Origin of the sequence: Flavobacterium sp., assembly GCF_044348915.1 — a bacterium.
Classification (GTDB): domain Bacteria; phylum Bacteroidota; class Bacteroidia; order Flavobacteriales; family Flavobacteriaceae; genus Flavobacterium.
On the sequence record NZ_JBIKRX010000001.1, the window covers coordinates 68,049 to 82,442 of the forward strand.

Genomic DNA, 14,394 nt, shown 5'->3' on the forward strand with positions numbered 1-14,394 from the left:
ATTACTTAATCTTACAAAGTTAGTATTCCTTTTTATTTTTACAATACTTTATTTGCTTTTTTATGCTAAAAATAATCAATTGTCAGTATAACAGCGGATTAAGCTAGGGGGCGTTTTTATATTATTTTGTAAACTTGTTTTTTTTATCTTAGCAAAAATGTATTTTATGAGATTGAGTTTGTTTTTCAGCCTAATTTTTATTCCGTTATTCGCCCAAGTTAATTATCCAAAGGATTATTTTAGTCCTCCGATGAAAATTCCAATGCAACTGTCTGGGAACTTTGGAGAATTAAGACCCAATCATTTTCACGCTGGATTTGATTTTAAAACCTTGCAAAAGGAAGGTATCGAAGTTTATGCCGTTGCTGATGGCTACGTGTCTAGGATTAAGATATCCACTTTCGGAAATGGAAAAACCATTTATATCACTCATGATAATGGCTATACTTCGGTTTATGGGCATTTGCAGAGGGCAGCTGGTGAAATTGCAGATTTGGTTAAAAAGACGCATTATGAGGAGCAATCTTTTGAAATTGAAAGGTATTTGAAGCCAGGTGAGTTGGTTGTCAAAAAAGGGCAAGTTATTGGTTTGTCAGGTAATACGGGTGCTTCTGAAGGGCCTCATCTGCATTTCGAATTTCGCGATAATATTACGGAACATATTATCAATCCAATGTTGTTTGGGTTTGATAAGTTTTTGAAAGATTCCAAAAACCCCGTGATTTTTAATATTTATGCCTATCCTTTAGACAATGCATCCATAGTGAACCAATCCAAAAGACCTTTGTTGCTTAATCTTTCGCTGCAAAAAGACGGGACCTATTTGGCGGATAAAGTGGTGGCAAGCGGTAAAATAGGTTTCGGAATAAACACTTTTGATTATGATGATGTTTCTTTCAATAAAAATGGAGTATACAAAGTGCAATCTTTTTACAACGGTAATCCCAATTTTGGTTATCAATTCGACACCTATTCGTTTGATGAGATGCGTTATGTGAATGCTTTGATAGACTATTCGATGTATAAAAAAACGCAGCAACGGGTGCAAAAGTTATTTATGAAAGCTCCATACGGTTTGAGTATAATAAAAACAAATGCTAGCAATGGAGTTGTAAATGTTGTGCCCAATTTGACTGCTCAATATCGTATTGAAGTTGCTGATTTTTTTGGTAATACGACAATTGTTACGATTCCCATTGTCAATGGTATTTTACCTGCGATTATTGAGAAAGAGCCTACTTCGAAGTATTTTGTGAAAGCTAAAAATGAATCTAATTTTTCAAAAGATAATATATCCGTTTTCTTTCCTGCTAATACTTTTTATGAGGACTTTAATTTGAATTTCGACGTCCGAAATGATACTTTGTATCTTCATGATGATTCTGTGCCTGCACATGCTAATTTCACTCTTGAAATTGAAGATCGTAAATTTTCAGAAGCACAAAGAGAAAAATTGTTTATCGCATCCATTGGTTCAAAAAAGTTGGGATACAATACTACTTTTCGAAAAGGGAATGTTTTTACTACTAATGTGAAAACTTTAGGAAAGTATGCTTTAGTGGTAGACGCAGTTCCTCCCAAAATCAGCATTTCAAAACCTATCGAAGGCCTTTGGCTGACGGATAAAAAATCGATTCAATTCACCATCAGCGATGAATTGTCTGGAATTAAATCTTATAACGGATACCTGAATGGTAAATGGATTTTATTTGAGTATGACAATAAAACCAAGAAAATAACACATAATTTTAGTGACGGAATTGTTGCCGAAGGCGCAAATGAATTAAAAATTATAGTTGCAGATAATTTAGGAAATTCTACTATCTTTGAAACTCGGTTTTTTCGAAGTCAAAAACAATAAAATCAATATTCTTGGGTCTACATAAAATAATACTCGTTTCCTTATTTTTCTGTTTAGGATTGGTTGCCTCAGGTCAATCTGCTCGTATTAAAGGAGTTATTCTGGATAACAAAAATAATCCCGTTTCCAATGTAAATGTGACTTGCCAAGGGAAAGGTGCGCAATCCAACGCCAATGGATTTTACGTTTTAACGGTTCCAGCAAATCAAAAGATTACCGTCGTTTTTTCACATATTTCTTTGAAAAAATCTACAGTTTCCTTTACGCTAAAAACAGATGAAGACTATGAGTTCAATCTGGTAATGAACGACAAAGACGAGCAAATGGGGGAGGTTGTTATTACAGTAAATAACAAAAAAAGGGTTCAAGGTGTTACTGTAATTGAACCAGCGTTAATTCGTAAAATACCAGGAGCCAATGCTGGAGTCGAAAATATATTGAAATCTTTGCCGGGTGTAAATTCTAACAATGAATTGAGTACGCAATATGCGGTTCGTGGCGGAAATTATGATGAAAATCTAGTGTATGTCAATGAAATAGAAGTGTATCGTCCTTTTCTAATTCGTTCGGGGCAGCAAGAAGGGTTGAGTTTTACCAACACCGATTTGGTTCAAAATGTCGATTTTTCAGCGGGAGGTTTTCAGTCTAAATATGGCGATAAATTATCCTCGGTTTTAGATATTACGTATCGAAATCCAACTCAGTTTGGAGCTGTTGCCGAAGCAAGCTTTCTTGGTGCAAGTGTTGCAGTTGACGCTGTTTCTAGGAACGGCAAATGGTCTACTGTGAATGGAATTCGCTATCGAAACAATTCACTTTTAGTAGACAGTCAGGAAACACAAACCAATTTTACTCCGATTTTTGCCGATTTTCAAACCAATGTCAATTTTAAACCTTCGGACAAATGGGAATTTAGTTTTTTGGGAAATCTTTCTTCCAATGATTACAAATATCAGCCTCTGACTCGACAAACTAATTTTGGAACTATCGATGACCCGATGGCCCTGTTGATTTATTATGAAGGACAAGAAAAAGATAAATATACTACCGTTTTTGGTGCGGTCAAATCGACTTATGCCGCTTCAAAAAATTCTACTTATAAATTGATAGCTTCGGCTTATCATACGCAAGAACAAGAATATTTTGATATTTTGGCGCAATACCGCTTGGGGGAAGTAGATTCTAATTTTGGTTCGGAAAATTTTGGTGACGTAGCCTTCACCCGTGGGATTGGTTCGCAACTAAATCACGCACGAAATGATTTAGACGCCTTAATTATCAATACTGAATTAAAAGGAATTCACAATTGGAAAAAAAATGGTATCGAGTGGGGCGCCAAATTTACCCGCGAATCCATTCGTGACCGGGTGATCGAATGGGAAGTGATTGATTCGGCTGGTTTTTCAATCAATCCACCAGACAAAATTTTACCCAAAAACGACCAACCTTATTCGCCTTACACAGGACCATTGGTTCCGTATCAGAATGTGAGAGCGACAAATTTTGTCGACATCAATCGGTTTTCGGGTTATGTGCAATGGAGTCGGAAAGGCTATATTGGCAATAACGAAATTTGGATGAATGCTGGAGTTCGTGCACATAATTGGACAGTTTCAGGCGATAATATAACGAGTACTACTCAAATTACCTTTAGTCCACGAGCGCAATTCTCATTAAAACCCAATTGGGATATGGATATGTTTTTCCGTCTTTCGGGAGGATTGTATCATCAACCACCGTCGTATCGCGAGTTGCGAGATTACGATGGAGTAGTGCAGCCCGATGTCAAAGCACAACAATCCATTCACATTGTTTTGAGTAATGATTACAGTTTCAAAATTTGGAATCGTCCTTTTAAAATGGTATCAGAAGTGTATTACAAAACGTTGTCAGATGTCAATACTTATACTTTAGATAACGTTCGAATTCGTTATGCGGCCAACAATAATGCTGTCGCATATGCTCAAGGATTTGATTTTAGATTAAATGGGGAATTTGTTCCGGGAACCGAATCTTGGTTCAGTTTTGGCTATCTAAAAACCGAAGAAAATAGTGATAACAGGGGATATATTTCAAGACCAACGGACCAACGGCTAAAATTTGCGCTTTTGTTCCAAGATTATATGCCTCGAATTCCGAGTATAAAATTATATTTAAATTTAGTTTATAATACGGGATTGCCTGGCGGTTCACCTTCCTATTCCGATCCTTATTTATACCAAAGCAGATTGAATGATTACCGTCGTGCTGATGTGGGCTTCTTTAAAGTTTTGATTGATGACCAGAATCCATCAGATAGGAAATGGCTTCAACCTTTCAAAGAATTGGCTGTAGGATTGGAGATTTTCAACCTTTTCGACAATCAAAACGCTATTACCAATACTTGGGTTCGTGACGTGTATTCCAAAAATCAATACGCGATTCCGAATTATATGACCACACGAGTTTTTAATGTGAAGGTGAATATGAGGTTTTGATTTTAAATCAAAATATCACTTTCTAAATCTGATTTTTCTATCGTGAAATCAAAACCTAATTTGGATACTAATTCGATAACAAGGTTTTTATACCAGTTTTCTGATTTGGGGTGAATGTAGATTTTTTCGATTAACTGATTGATGTCCACATTTATTTTTAGACCATCGTTCAATTTGATGTTGCTTTGAGTTACATCCGTAATGATGCGAACTTCTCTTTCGTACTGAAAACTTTTGCGCTTGAATAAAAACGGAAAGAACATATCGTCAAACGGGATGTATTCTTTTTTGTAATCAATGTAGTTTACTTCGCCAATGTATTGGTCGTATTTTTTTTCGGGAATAACGGCATTTTGCAATCTTCCAATAGTGGATTGAATCGCTAAACCTTCGCTGTTTTGGGTGAAAATTTGCCACATTGCAAACGATTCATATTCATTGATGTGCCAACTGCTGACCGCTACTTTTTCGCGATGTGATTTGTAATAATCTAAAAACTCTGGATTGTTTGCAGAAAGTTTTTTGATTTCCTCGTAGGTTGGTTCGCTGAATGTGCCTTCATATTGGTCTTCAAATTTATCCGAACGAGACATAAAAAGTTTCTCTGACATCAACAAATCAAGAAACTTAGACAAGTCCAAGTATTTCCAAACAACAGTGTCGGGATTTTCTGGAAGTTTGATATTTTTGTTGTTCAGGTACATTTTATACGTTAAATATCCTTGAAAAGTCTACAATTTTAATCATTATTCAAATGATTGCATTGTTACCAATTTGTTATATGTTCCGTTCAACGCAATGAGTTCGTCGTGTGTTCCTTGCTCCACAATTTCTCCTTTTTGCATCACTACAATTTTGTCTGCTTTTTGAATGGTCGAAAGGCGGTGAGCAATCACAATCGAAGTTCTGTTTTGCATCATATTTTCCAGAGCCACTTGCACAAATTTTTCACTTTCAGTATCCAATGCCGATGTGGCTTCGTCCAAAATCATAATTGGGGGATTTTTCAAAACAGCTCGAGCAATCGACAATCGTTGTTTTTGACCGCCCGAAAGTTTGTTACCGCTATCGCCAATGTTGGTGTAGATTCCCATTGGTAAGTTTTGGACAAATTCATATGCATTCGCAATTTTCAAAGCTTCGATAATTTCATCATCGGTTGCATCTAGTTTTCCAAGCGAAATATTTGCTTTTATAGTATCATTAAACAAAATGCTATCTTGTGTTACCAATCCCATCAAACTGCGAAGCGAATGCAAATTCATGTCTTTTATATTGACATCATCAATGGCTATCGAGCCTTCATTTACATCATAAAATCGGGTCAATAAATTAGCAATTGTACTTTTTCCACTACCAGATTGGCCAACTAAGGCAACCGTTTGACCTTTTTTAACTTCAAGTGAAAAATTCTTCAAAACAGCTTCTTCTTCGTACCTGAAATTGATGTTTTTTAAAGTGATTTCAGAGTCGAAACTGTGTTTTTCGACTGCATTTACTTTTGAGGTTATTTCGTTTTCTACTTCTAAAACTTCAAATACCCTTTGGGCAGCAGCTAAACCATTTTTAACTGAATATGAAGCTTTCGAAATTGCTTTTGCAGGTGTAAGAATATTATAAGCTAAAGTGAGATAGACTATAAACGCAGAGCCGTCCAAAGTTTTATCGACCAACACTAAATTCCCTCCATACCAAAGTAAAACGGCAATAGTGGTAATTCCCATAAATTCGCTCAAAGGCGAAGCTAAATTATTTTTGTTTCCAATGCTGTTTGATAATTTCAATAATCTATTGATGGAATCATTAAATCTGTTTTTGAAAGTATTTTCGGCATTGTAACTTTTTACTACTTTTAATCCGCCTAAACTTTCTTCTACAATTGAAATCAGGTAACCGCTCTCGCCTTGAGCTCTTAAAGATTTTGCTTTAAGGTTTTTGCCAATTTTCGATATAATAAACCCTGAAATTGGAATAAAAATCAAAACAAACAAAGTTAGTTTGGCACTTATGACAAACATAGTAATTAGTGCAAAAACAATGGTCAAAGGTTCTTTTATGACGAGTTCTAAAATGGAGAAAAATGAATTTTGTACTTCGCCAACATCGCCAAGCATTCTTGCCATAACATCGCCTTTTCTTTTTTCGGAATAGTACGAGATAGGCAATTCGATTATTTTGTCGTACATCGTTTTTCTTAAATCACGTAATACACCATTTTTGAGGTGCATAATGTGGTATGAGGCTAAATAATTGAATAAATTTTTTAGCAAAAAAGTGGTAATTACCAATGTTACTACCAATAATAAAGCAAATTGAGGTCCGCTTCCTTTTGATAATTCTGATATTTGATAATATAAATACTCTTTTCCGAAGCCCATTATCTTTCCAATCCCTTCATAGACTGGAGCTTTTTCGATGACTTTTGTTTTGCCAAAAAGGACTTCAAGCATAGGCAATAAAGTCAGCATCGAAATGGTGCTAAATAAGGCATACAAAACATTATAAGTCACATTCCAAATGATATGAGACTTATAGGGTTTTGTGTACGGAAAGAGTTTAATTAAGTTTTTATCCATTAGTTCAACTGCATTGCAGTGATGATATTTTTGATTTTGTCATTCAATACAGCTTCAACTTTCGTGAAATTTTCTACGCTGTCTAATTGGGTATTTACACTCATGTAAAACTTAATTTTTGGCTCCGTTCCGCTTGGTCTTGCACAAATTTTAGAACCGTCTTCAGTATAGTAAATCAACACATCAGATTTTGGGATATACATAGTTTCCTCTTCGCCAGTCAATAAATTTTTAGCAATCGAAGATTTATAATCTTCTAGCATCACCACTCGTTGTCCATTGATTTCTTTTACGGGATTATTACGCATGTCGACCATCATTTGGTTGATTTCGGCTAAGCCGTCCATTCCTTTTTTGGTCAACGAAATTAAATGTTCTTTGTAAAATCCGTGGTCTACATATAATTGTTGTAATTCTTTGTAAACACTGCTTCCGTTGGCTTTCATTTGAGCAGCCAATTCGCAAATCAATAAAGTAGCAGCAACGGCATCTTTATCACGCACAGCATCGCCTACCATAAATCCAAAGCTTTCTTCACCGCCACCAATGAATTCTAATTCAGGGAAATCCTTAATCATTTTGGCAATCCATTTGAAACCAGTTAAGCCAATTTTACATTCAACGCCATAAGCTGTGGCTAATTCCATAATCATTGGAGTAGAAACTATAGTAGACCCTACGAATTGTTTTCCGTTGATCTTTCCAGCTTTTTTCCATTCTTTCAATAAAAAGGCAGTCATCAAAATCATTGTTTGATTTCCGTTCAACAAGATCATTTGACCTTCGTTATTACGAACCGCAACTCCTAAACGATCGCAGTCAGGGTCTGTTCCGATAACAATATCTGCGTTGGTTTTGTCTGCCAATGCCAATGCCAATGTCAATGCTTCTGGCTCTTCGGGATTTGGAGATTTAACAGTTGGGAAATCACCGTTTGGAACACGTTGTTCTTCAACGATATTTACATTTTTGTAGCCTGCTTGCGCAAATGTATCTGGAATGGCAGTAATGGAGGTTCCGTGTAAAGATGTAAATACAATATTCAAATTGTCTTTTGCTTCTTGCGATGTTCCAAAGCTAGCATTTTCGATAGTCGATTTGATGAAAGCTTGGTCGATTTCGGCATCTATATAGTGTATCAAATCTTCGTTGGCGTCAAATTTGATTTGGCTGTAATCCAGCTTTTCAATAGTGTCAATAATTGCTCCATCTTGAGGAGGAACAATTTGTCCGCCATCTTCCCAATATACTTTGTATCCGTTGTATTCTGGAGGATTATGTGAAGCTGTTAATACAATACCGCATTGGCAACCTAAATATTTCAGTGCAAAAGACAATTCTGGTGTTGGTCGTAAATCCGAAAATAAATACACTTGAATGCCATTGGCAGAGAAAACATCAGCAACAGTTTTTGCTAAAGTCTTACTATTATGACGGCAGTCAAAAGCAATTACCGCTTTCAAAGGTTGGTTTGGGAAAGCAATTTTCAAATAATTAGAAAGTCCTTGTGTGCTCTTTCCTAAAGTGTATTTGTTGATGCGGTTGTTTCCAACTCCCATAACACCGCGCATTCCGCCTGTTCCAAATTCAAGATTTTTATAAAAACTTTCTTCTAAATCTTTTGGAGAAGAAGTCATCATTTCGATAACTGCTTCTTGTGTTGCTTTGTCAAATGTTGGGGTAAGCCACTCGTTAACTGAGTCTAAAATGTTTTGTTTGATTTCCATTTTAATTTAATTTAAGTAGTTGTATGTTTTTAATAATGTTTTGGTTGAAAATTTATACTGTTCTTAATTTATTTCCTTCCAAACCTTATAGCGTTCTTCATTGTTCTTTGTTCTCAAAATGATTTCACCAAGAAAACCTGCCAAAAACAGTTGTGTTCCCAAAACCATCGTGGTCAATGAAATATAAAACCAAGGATTATTGGTAACCAAATCATAAGGCAAGTCGTGGTATAATTTGTATAACTTCATAAAACCAATGAATCCAGCCGCAAGAAATCCAATAATAAACATAATTGAACCCATTGCGCCAAACAAGTGCATGGGTCTTTTTCCAAAACGAGAAAGAAACCAAATCGTTATTAAATCCAGAAACCCATTGACAAAACGATCCATTCCGAATTTGGTTTCGCCATATTTTCTGGCTTGGTGTTGCACTACTTTTTCGCCAATTTTGCTAAAACCTGCATTCTTTGCTAAAACAGGAATGTAACGGTGCATTTCACCCGAAACTTCCACATTTTTTACTACAACATTTTTGTACGCCTTTAAACCACAATTGAAATCATTGAGTTGTACTCCAGATGTTTTTCGAGCCGCCCAATTGAATAATTTAGATGGAAGGTTTTTAGCCACTACGGAATCATAGCGTTTCTTTTTCCAGCCTGAAACTAGGTCGTAATTTTGTGAGGTAATCATTTCATACAAACCTGGAATTTCTTCGGGGCTGTCTTGCAAATCGGCATCCATTGTAATGATGACATCGCCTTGTGCTTTGGCAAAACCAGCATGTAAGGCTTGTGATTTCCCAAAGTTTTTCATAAAGCGAATGCCTTTTACATTCGGATTTTCAGATGCTAAATCTTCGATGATAGACCAAGAATTATCAGAACTTCCGTCATCTATAAAAATGATTTCGTACGAATAACTGTTGGATTTCATTACCGAAATAATCCAAGTATATAATTCTTTGAGTGATTCGTCTTCATTGAGAAGAGGAATAAGTATGGATAAATTCATTTATTTTTTTTATTCTTGAGATGGTTTGCTTTTAAAGATTAAAGCTAGTAATAAACCAAAAAGAGCACTTCCTCCTATGCTGAAAACAGAGCTTTTTAGTAGTTCTATAGCTGAATAAGGATTGTTTTCTTGCATTTTTTTTATGGCTTCATTCACCGCCATTGAGGGAGCCCCAAATTTCTGCATAGTTTCAGCAGTGTATTTAATAACAATTTCGTTTATTGTATCCTTTGCTCCAGGGTCGATCACATTAAAAAGCAGAATATTAAACCCTACAGAGATCAATATTCCAATAACAGCAGAGATAAAATAAGTGGTAAAAGCTTCTTTGAAACTGAAAATTCCCCTTAATTCTTTTTTTGTTTTTGATAATAGAACGATACCTATTATTATATAAACCAACATAATTATGATGCCCAACCACCATTTTACAAACAGATTTAAATCTATTGCATAAATAGCGGCAGTAATTAAAGCACTAAAAACACCACTCATAATACCAAATGCTATCCCGTTTTTCTTGATAATTTCGTTCATAATTGAAAGTTTAAGTTTAATAATTTACAAAGATAACAATTCCCAATTTATTCGAGGGCAAAAATCGCTTTTTAAGAATAGATAAAAAAAGTAATTTAAAGATTTGATTATTGAAAAATTAGTGTAAATTTGCAAACTCAAAATGAGATAAGGATTTAAACAAAAAGAGTAGTTGCATTTACACCTTTTTCGAAAGTCGAGAAAGCTTCAAAATTAAAACGCTCAAAAAAATAAAAAAAAATAAAGATGAAAAAAGGAATTCACCCAGAAAATTACAGATTAGTTGCTTTTAAAGATATGTCTAACGAAGACGTTTTTATCACTAAATCAACTGCAGACACAAAAGAAACTATCACTGTTGACGGTGTTGAATATCCAGTTGTAAAAATGGAGATCTCTAGAACTTCTCACCCTTTTTACACTGGTAAATCTAAACTTATCGATACTGCAGGACGTATTGATAAATTCAAAACTAAATACGCTAAACACGTTAAATAATATTTATCGGTTTATAGAAATATCACAAACTCCCCATTTTGGGGAGTTTTTTTATTTTTATGACTCTCCAAAACTTTGTAACTTTGAAATCTTAAAGTACGGAAAAGTTCTTTCTTTTCCATAACAACTAAGCGATTATGAATTATATCCTTTTCGATGGTCCAGTTCGGACTTCTCTTTTACCTTTTACTTTCACTCGTCCTGTTGCGGACATTTTGATTGGAATTTTGACTATTCGTCAAAAATGGGAAATGCGTTTGGGTTCGACTACAACAACTTTGACTGAAGAATATTTATCCGAAAAATTTCCAATGGTAGAAATGGAGGAAAATGTTATGATCAACGCTTCTTTTCTTCCTAATGCCGTTTTGGCCGAAATGGTGCGGAATCTAAAAGCAAATCAAGTCATTTTCAAAGGTGATGATGTTATTGCCTTTTACACCAACGAAAATCAGGAAGAAGTAGATTTTGATACTTACGAAATCATAGAATTCGAAGAGAAAGTATTTAGAGTAGAGCATACTTGGGATATTTTTTCGAAAAACAATGCCGCTATTAGCGAAGATTTTGAGCTTTTGACTGAAGGTAGGACATCGCAACCTATTCCTAAAAGTGTGAATGTAATTGATAAAAATAACATTTTTATCGAAGAAGGTGCCAAATTGGAATTTGTAACCCTAAACGCCTCTTCAGGACCAATTTATATTGGAAAAAATACAGAAATAATGGAAGCTACCGTTATTCGAGGCCCATTTGCATTATGTGAAAATGCTTCTGTAAAAATGGGATCTAAAATTTACGGAGCAACAACAGTGGGTTCCTATTCCAGAATTGGAGGGGAAGTCAAAAATGCTGTGATATTTTCTTATTCTAATAAAGGACATGAGGGTTTTTTAGGAGATTCTGTGCTTGGTGAATGGTGTAATATCGGAGCCGATACCAACACTTCAAACTTGAAAAACAATTATGATGAAGTAAAACTCTGGAGTTATGAAACCGAAGGTTTTGCAAAAACTGGACTACAATTTTGTGGTTTAATGATGGGAGACCACAGCAAATGCGGTATTAATACAATGTTCAACACCGGAACTGTTGTAGGTGTTAGTGCTAACATTTTTGGTAGTGGTTTTCCACGCAACTTTGTACCTAGTTTTTCTTGGGGTGGGGCTGCAGGTTTTACAACTTATATAACCAAAAAAGCTTTCGAAACCGCTCGGTTGGTGATGAGTCGAAGAAATATTGATTTCGATGAGAAAGAAGCAGCGATTTTAGAACACGTTTTTGAGGAATCAAAAAAATGGAGAAAGGAATAGATAATTTATCTTTTTTATAAACCGCAGGTTCGCAGATTAATAATAGTCTCTGAATCTGCGGTTTGCTTTTAGACTTTTTTGTTTGTAAATTTGCATCCTCAATTTTTTGACAACGATTTCATTAATTGAGAATGCTTATGAAACAAAAAAAGAAAGTTGCCTTTTATACTCTTGGTTGTAAGTTAAATTTCTCTGAAACTTCTACCATTGCCCGAAGTTTTCAAGACGAAGGTTTTGACCGCGTCGATTTTGAAGAAGTGGCTGATATGTATGTGATCAACACTTGTTCTGTTACTGAAAATGCTGACAAACAATTCAAGCAAGTTGTGCGAAAAGCGATGAAGCTCAATAACAAAGCTTTCGTAGCCGCCATTGGTTGTTATGCGCAATTAAAACCCGAAGAGTTAGCCAATGTTGATGGAGTAGATTTGGTTTTGGGTGCTACTGAAAAGTTTAAAATCACCGACTACATTAACGATTTATCTAAAAACGATTTTGGCGAAGTGCATTCTTGTGAGATTGAAGAAGCTGATTTTTACGTGGGCAGTTATTCTATCGGCGACAGAACTCGTGCTTTTTTGAAAGTGCAAGACGGCTGCGATTACAAATGTACTTATTGTACCATTCCGTTGGCGCGAGGAATTTCTCGAAGCGATGAATTGGCTAATGTCCTGAAAAATGCCAAAGAAATTTCAGAGCAAGGAATAAAAGAAATTGTCTTAACAGGAGTTAATATTGGAGATTATGGTAAGGGTGAATTCGGAAATAAAAAACACGAACACACTTTTTTAGAATTAGTTCAAGAATTGGACAAAGTGGAAGGAATCGAAAGATTAAGAATTTCCTCGATAGAGCCGAATTTATTGAAAAACGAAACCATCGAATTCGTTTCTCAAAGTAGAACTTTTGTTCCTCATTTTCACATTCCGTTGCAATCCGGAAGCAATGAAATCTTGAAGTTGATGAAACGTCGTTATCTAAGAGAAGTGTATACAGAACGAGTGAACAAGATTCGCGAAGTGATGCCAGATGCTTGCATTGGTGTAGATGTGATTGTGGGTTTTCCTGGTGAAACCGATGAGCATTTCTTAGAAACTTATCATTTTCTAAATGATTTAGATATTTCTTATTTGCACGTTTTCACTTATTCAGAACGTGACAATACCGAAGCTGCCGAAATGGAAGGGATTGTTCCTGCCAATGTTCGATCGAAACGCAGCAAAATGTTACGCGGTTTGTCTGTAAAAAAACGCCGTGCTTTTTACGAAAGTCAGATTGGAAATAATAGAACGGTACTTTTCGAAGCAGAAAACAAAGAAGGATACATTCACGGATTTACCGAAAATTATGTGAGAGTAAAAACGCCTTGGAATCCAGAATTAGCCAATACTTTGCACGAAATCAATTTATCGAAAATTGATGAAGATGGAAGTGTAAGAATCGCGTTTTTGAATGTTGAAGTTGAATAATTTTTATTTTGTTAAAGTGAGTTTATAAATATTGGTTTCCAAAAGATCTAAATCATTATCTTCGCAAATCAGCAATTGAATTTGGGTTTCGGATTTATGATAAAGTGTTAAACCTTCGAATTTATGATTGTCGGAGATTTTATAAGTAAATTCAATTTCGAAAGTTTCGCTATTCATTCTTCCTATTATACTCCCTAATATTTCTCCGTCATCATAAGTGGATGTGGTGTCTTCGGCTGTGGCCAAAAAATAAATTTTACCGTCCACAAGAATAGCATCTGTAAAGGAGGTTTCGATGTGTTTGATTTTAGGTAATGACACTTTTATAAACTCGGCATTGGGTTCTTTTTCTAAGGATTTAATTTTGAAAATTCCATTGCAGGAATTGGCACCGTTTCCTCTTTGAAATAATAGCCAATTTTCCTCGCTAAACAAAGCACCTTCAATATTGAGTTCATCGTCCGAAATAGAAACAGATTGTTTCATATTTTGGTACAATTTTGATAAACTTATTTCTTGCACTTCTTTGGTTTCAAGATTGTAAGTTATTCTTCTTTCTCTTTTAGAAGTAGAACCCGAACCCAAAAGATGGAATTCGTCTCCTTTTAAAGCTATGGATTCAAAATCGAATTTGTCTTTTTTAGGAATGTTTTCTTGGGTGTTTTCTAGTAGCTTTATTTTCGAAAGTTGGTTTTCAGAAATGTGATATTCGTATAAAAAAGAACTGTTGTCAGAAATGACAAACAAGGAATTGTCTATGTAAATAAGCCCTGATGCTGAGCCAATACCGATAATTTTAAAGAATTTTTCAAGTTTGATATTTTGCATAAATTAGGATTCAAAGGGTCTGTTTATAATGCTAAAAGGTTATTGCTAAACTTTTCGAAATTAGTAAAATCAATCGGATTTGTGTTAGCTT

11 protein-coding genes are annotated in these 14,394 nt (G+C 35.1%); 5 read left to right on the plus strand and 6 right to left on the minus strand.

Annotated elements, in window-relative coordinates:
• Window positions 1-166: 166 nt before the first annotated feature.
• Together ACIQ1E_RS00355 and ACIQ1E_RS00360 are read left to right on the plus strand one after the other, a co-directional pair.
• On the plus strand, window positions 167-1,861 hold the full coding sequence (locus ACIQ1E_RS00355) for a M23 family metallopeptidase (RefSeq protein ID WP_396167668.1): 1,695 nt from the start codon (window positions 167-169) through the stop codon (window positions 1,859-1,861).
• Window positions 1,862-1,872: 11 nt separating this feature from the next.
• On the plus strand, window positions 1,873-4,338 hold the full coding sequence (locus ACIQ1E_RS00360; protein ID WP_396167670.1) for a carboxypeptidase-like regulatory domain-containing protein: 2,466 nt from the start codon (window positions 1,873-1,875) through the stop codon (window positions 4,336-4,338).
• Between the two features lie 2 nt (window positions 4,339-4,340).
• Here ACIQ1E_RS00360 and ACIQ1E_RS00365 read toward each other — a convergent pair whose 3' ends face one another.
• The 5 genes from ACIQ1E_RS00365 to ACIQ1E_RS00385 all read right to left on the minus strand — a co-directional run bounded on the left by ACIQ1E_RS00365 (window position 4,341) and on the right by ACIQ1E_RS00385 (window position 10,195).
• On the minus strand, window positions 4,341-5,042 hold the full coding sequence (locus ACIQ1E_RS00365) for a hypothetical protein (RefSeq protein ID WP_396167672.1): 702 nt from the start codon (window positions 5,040-5,042) through the stop codon (window positions 4,341-4,343).
• A 42-nt stretch (window positions 5,043-5,084) separates the two neighbouring features.
• Window positions 5,085-6,914, minus strand: a complete 1,830-nt coding sequence (locus ACIQ1E_RS00370) for an ABC transporter ATP-binding protein (protein ID WP_396167674.1) — start codon at window positions 6,912-6,914, stop codon at window positions 5,085-5,087.
• Complete coding sequence (locus ACIQ1E_RS00375) at window positions 6,914-8,641, minus strand: phospho-sugar mutase (RefSeq protein ID WP_396167675.1); 1,728 nt, start codon at window positions 8,639-8,641, stop codon at window positions 6,914-6,916. The genes ACIQ1E_RS00370 and ACIQ1E_RS00375 overlap by 1 nt, the downstream gene beginning before the upstream one ends.
• A 63-nt stretch (window positions 8,642-8,704) precedes the next feature.
• The gene (locus ACIQ1E_RS00380) at window positions 8,705-9,658 is read right to left on the minus strand and encodes a glycosyltransferase family 2 protein (RefSeq protein ID WP_315145801.1); all 954 of its coding nucleotides are present in this window, start codon (window positions 9,656-9,658) and stop codon (window positions 8,705-8,707) included.
• A 9-nt stretch (window positions 9,659-9,667) separates the two neighbouring features.
• On the minus strand, window positions 9,668-10,195 hold the full coding sequence (locus ACIQ1E_RS00385) for a DUF4199 domain-containing protein (RefSeq protein ID WP_396167677.1): 528 nt from the start codon (window positions 10,193-10,195) through the stop codon (window positions 9,668-9,670).
• Between the two features lie 246 nt (window positions 10,196-10,441).
• On the opposite strand from ACIQ1E_RS00385, the gene ACIQ1E_RS00390 reads away from it, so the two are divergent.
• The 3 genes from ACIQ1E_RS00390 (at window position 10,442) to mtaB (ending at window position 13,475) form a co-directional block, all read left to right on the plus strand.
• Window positions 10,442-10,693 (plus strand): type B 50S ribosomal protein L31, encoded by a 252-nt coding sequence (locus ACIQ1E_RS00390; RefSeq protein ID WP_396167678.1) that lies wholly within the window; start codon window positions 10,442-10,444, stop codon window positions 10,691-10,693.
• A gap of 137 nt (window positions 10,694-10,830) precedes the next feature.
• A complete protein-coding gene (locus ACIQ1E_RS00395) occupies window positions 10,831-12,006 on the plus strand; it encodes a GlmU family protein (RefSeq protein WP_396167680.1) in 1,176 nt (391 codons plus the stop codon).
• Between the two features lie 137 nt (window positions 12,007-12,143).
• On the plus strand, window positions 12,144-13,475 hold the full coding sequence (gene mtaB, locus ACIQ1E_RS00400) for a tRNA (N(6)-L-threonylcarbamoyladenosine(37)-C(2))-methylthiotransferase MtaB (protein ID WP_396167682.1): 1,332 nt from the start codon (window positions 12,144-12,146) through the stop codon (window positions 13,473-13,475).
• Between the two features lie 3 nt (window positions 13,476-13,478).
• Here the strand turns inward: mtaB and ACIQ1E_RS00405 are convergent, their stop codons facing one another.
• The gene (locus tag ACIQ1E_RS00405) at window positions 13,479-14,303 is read right to left on the minus strand and encodes a DUF6929 family protein (RefSeq protein WP_396167684.1); all 825 of its coding nucleotides are present in this window, start codon (window positions 14,301-14,303) and stop codon (window positions 13,479-13,481) included.
• Window positions 14,304-14,394: the final 91 nt, after the last annotated feature.

Bases quoted from the DNA above. Each gene is read 5' to 3' on its own strand.
- ACIQ1E_RS00385 (WP_396167677.1), bottom strand. From the start codon at position 10,195: ATGAACGAAATTATCAAGAAAAACGGGATAGCATTTGGTATTATGAGT.
- ACIQ1E_RS00355 (WP_396167668.1), top strand. From the start codon at position 167: ATGAGATTGAGTTTGTTTTTCAGCCTAATTTTTATTCCGTTATTCGCC.
- ACIQ1E_RS00380 (WP_315145801.1), bottom strand. From the start codon at position 9,658: ATGAATTTATCCATACTTATTCCTCTTCTCAATGAAGACGAATCACTC.
- mtaB (WP_396167682.1), top strand. From the start codon at position 12,144: ATGAAACAAAAAAAGAAAGTTGCCTTTTATACTCTTGGTTGTAAGTTA.
- ACIQ1E_RS00405 (WP_396167684.1), bottom strand. From the start codon at position 14,303: ATGCAAAATATCAAACTTGAAAAATTCTTTAAAATTATCGGTATTGGC.
- ACIQ1E_RS00390 (WP_396167678.1), top strand. From the start codon at position 10,442: ATGAAAAAAGGAATTCACCCAGAAAATTACAGATTAGTTGCTTTTAAA.
- ACIQ1E_RS00365 (WP_396167672.1), bottom strand. From the start codon at position 5,042: ATGTACCTGAACAACAAAAATATCAAACTTCCAGAAAATCCCGACACT.
- ACIQ1E_RS00395 (WP_396167680.1), top strand. From the start codon at position 10,831: ATGAATTATATCCTTTTCGATGGTCCAGTTCGGACTTCTCTTTTACCT.
- ACIQ1E_RS00375 (WP_396167675.1), bottom strand. From the start codon at position 8,641: ATGGAAATCAAACAAAACATTTTAGACTCAGTTAACGAGTGGCTTACC.
- ACIQ1E_RS00370 (WP_396167674.1), bottom strand. From the start codon at position 6,914: ATGGATAAAAACTTAATTAAACTCTTTCCGTACACAAAACCCTATAAG.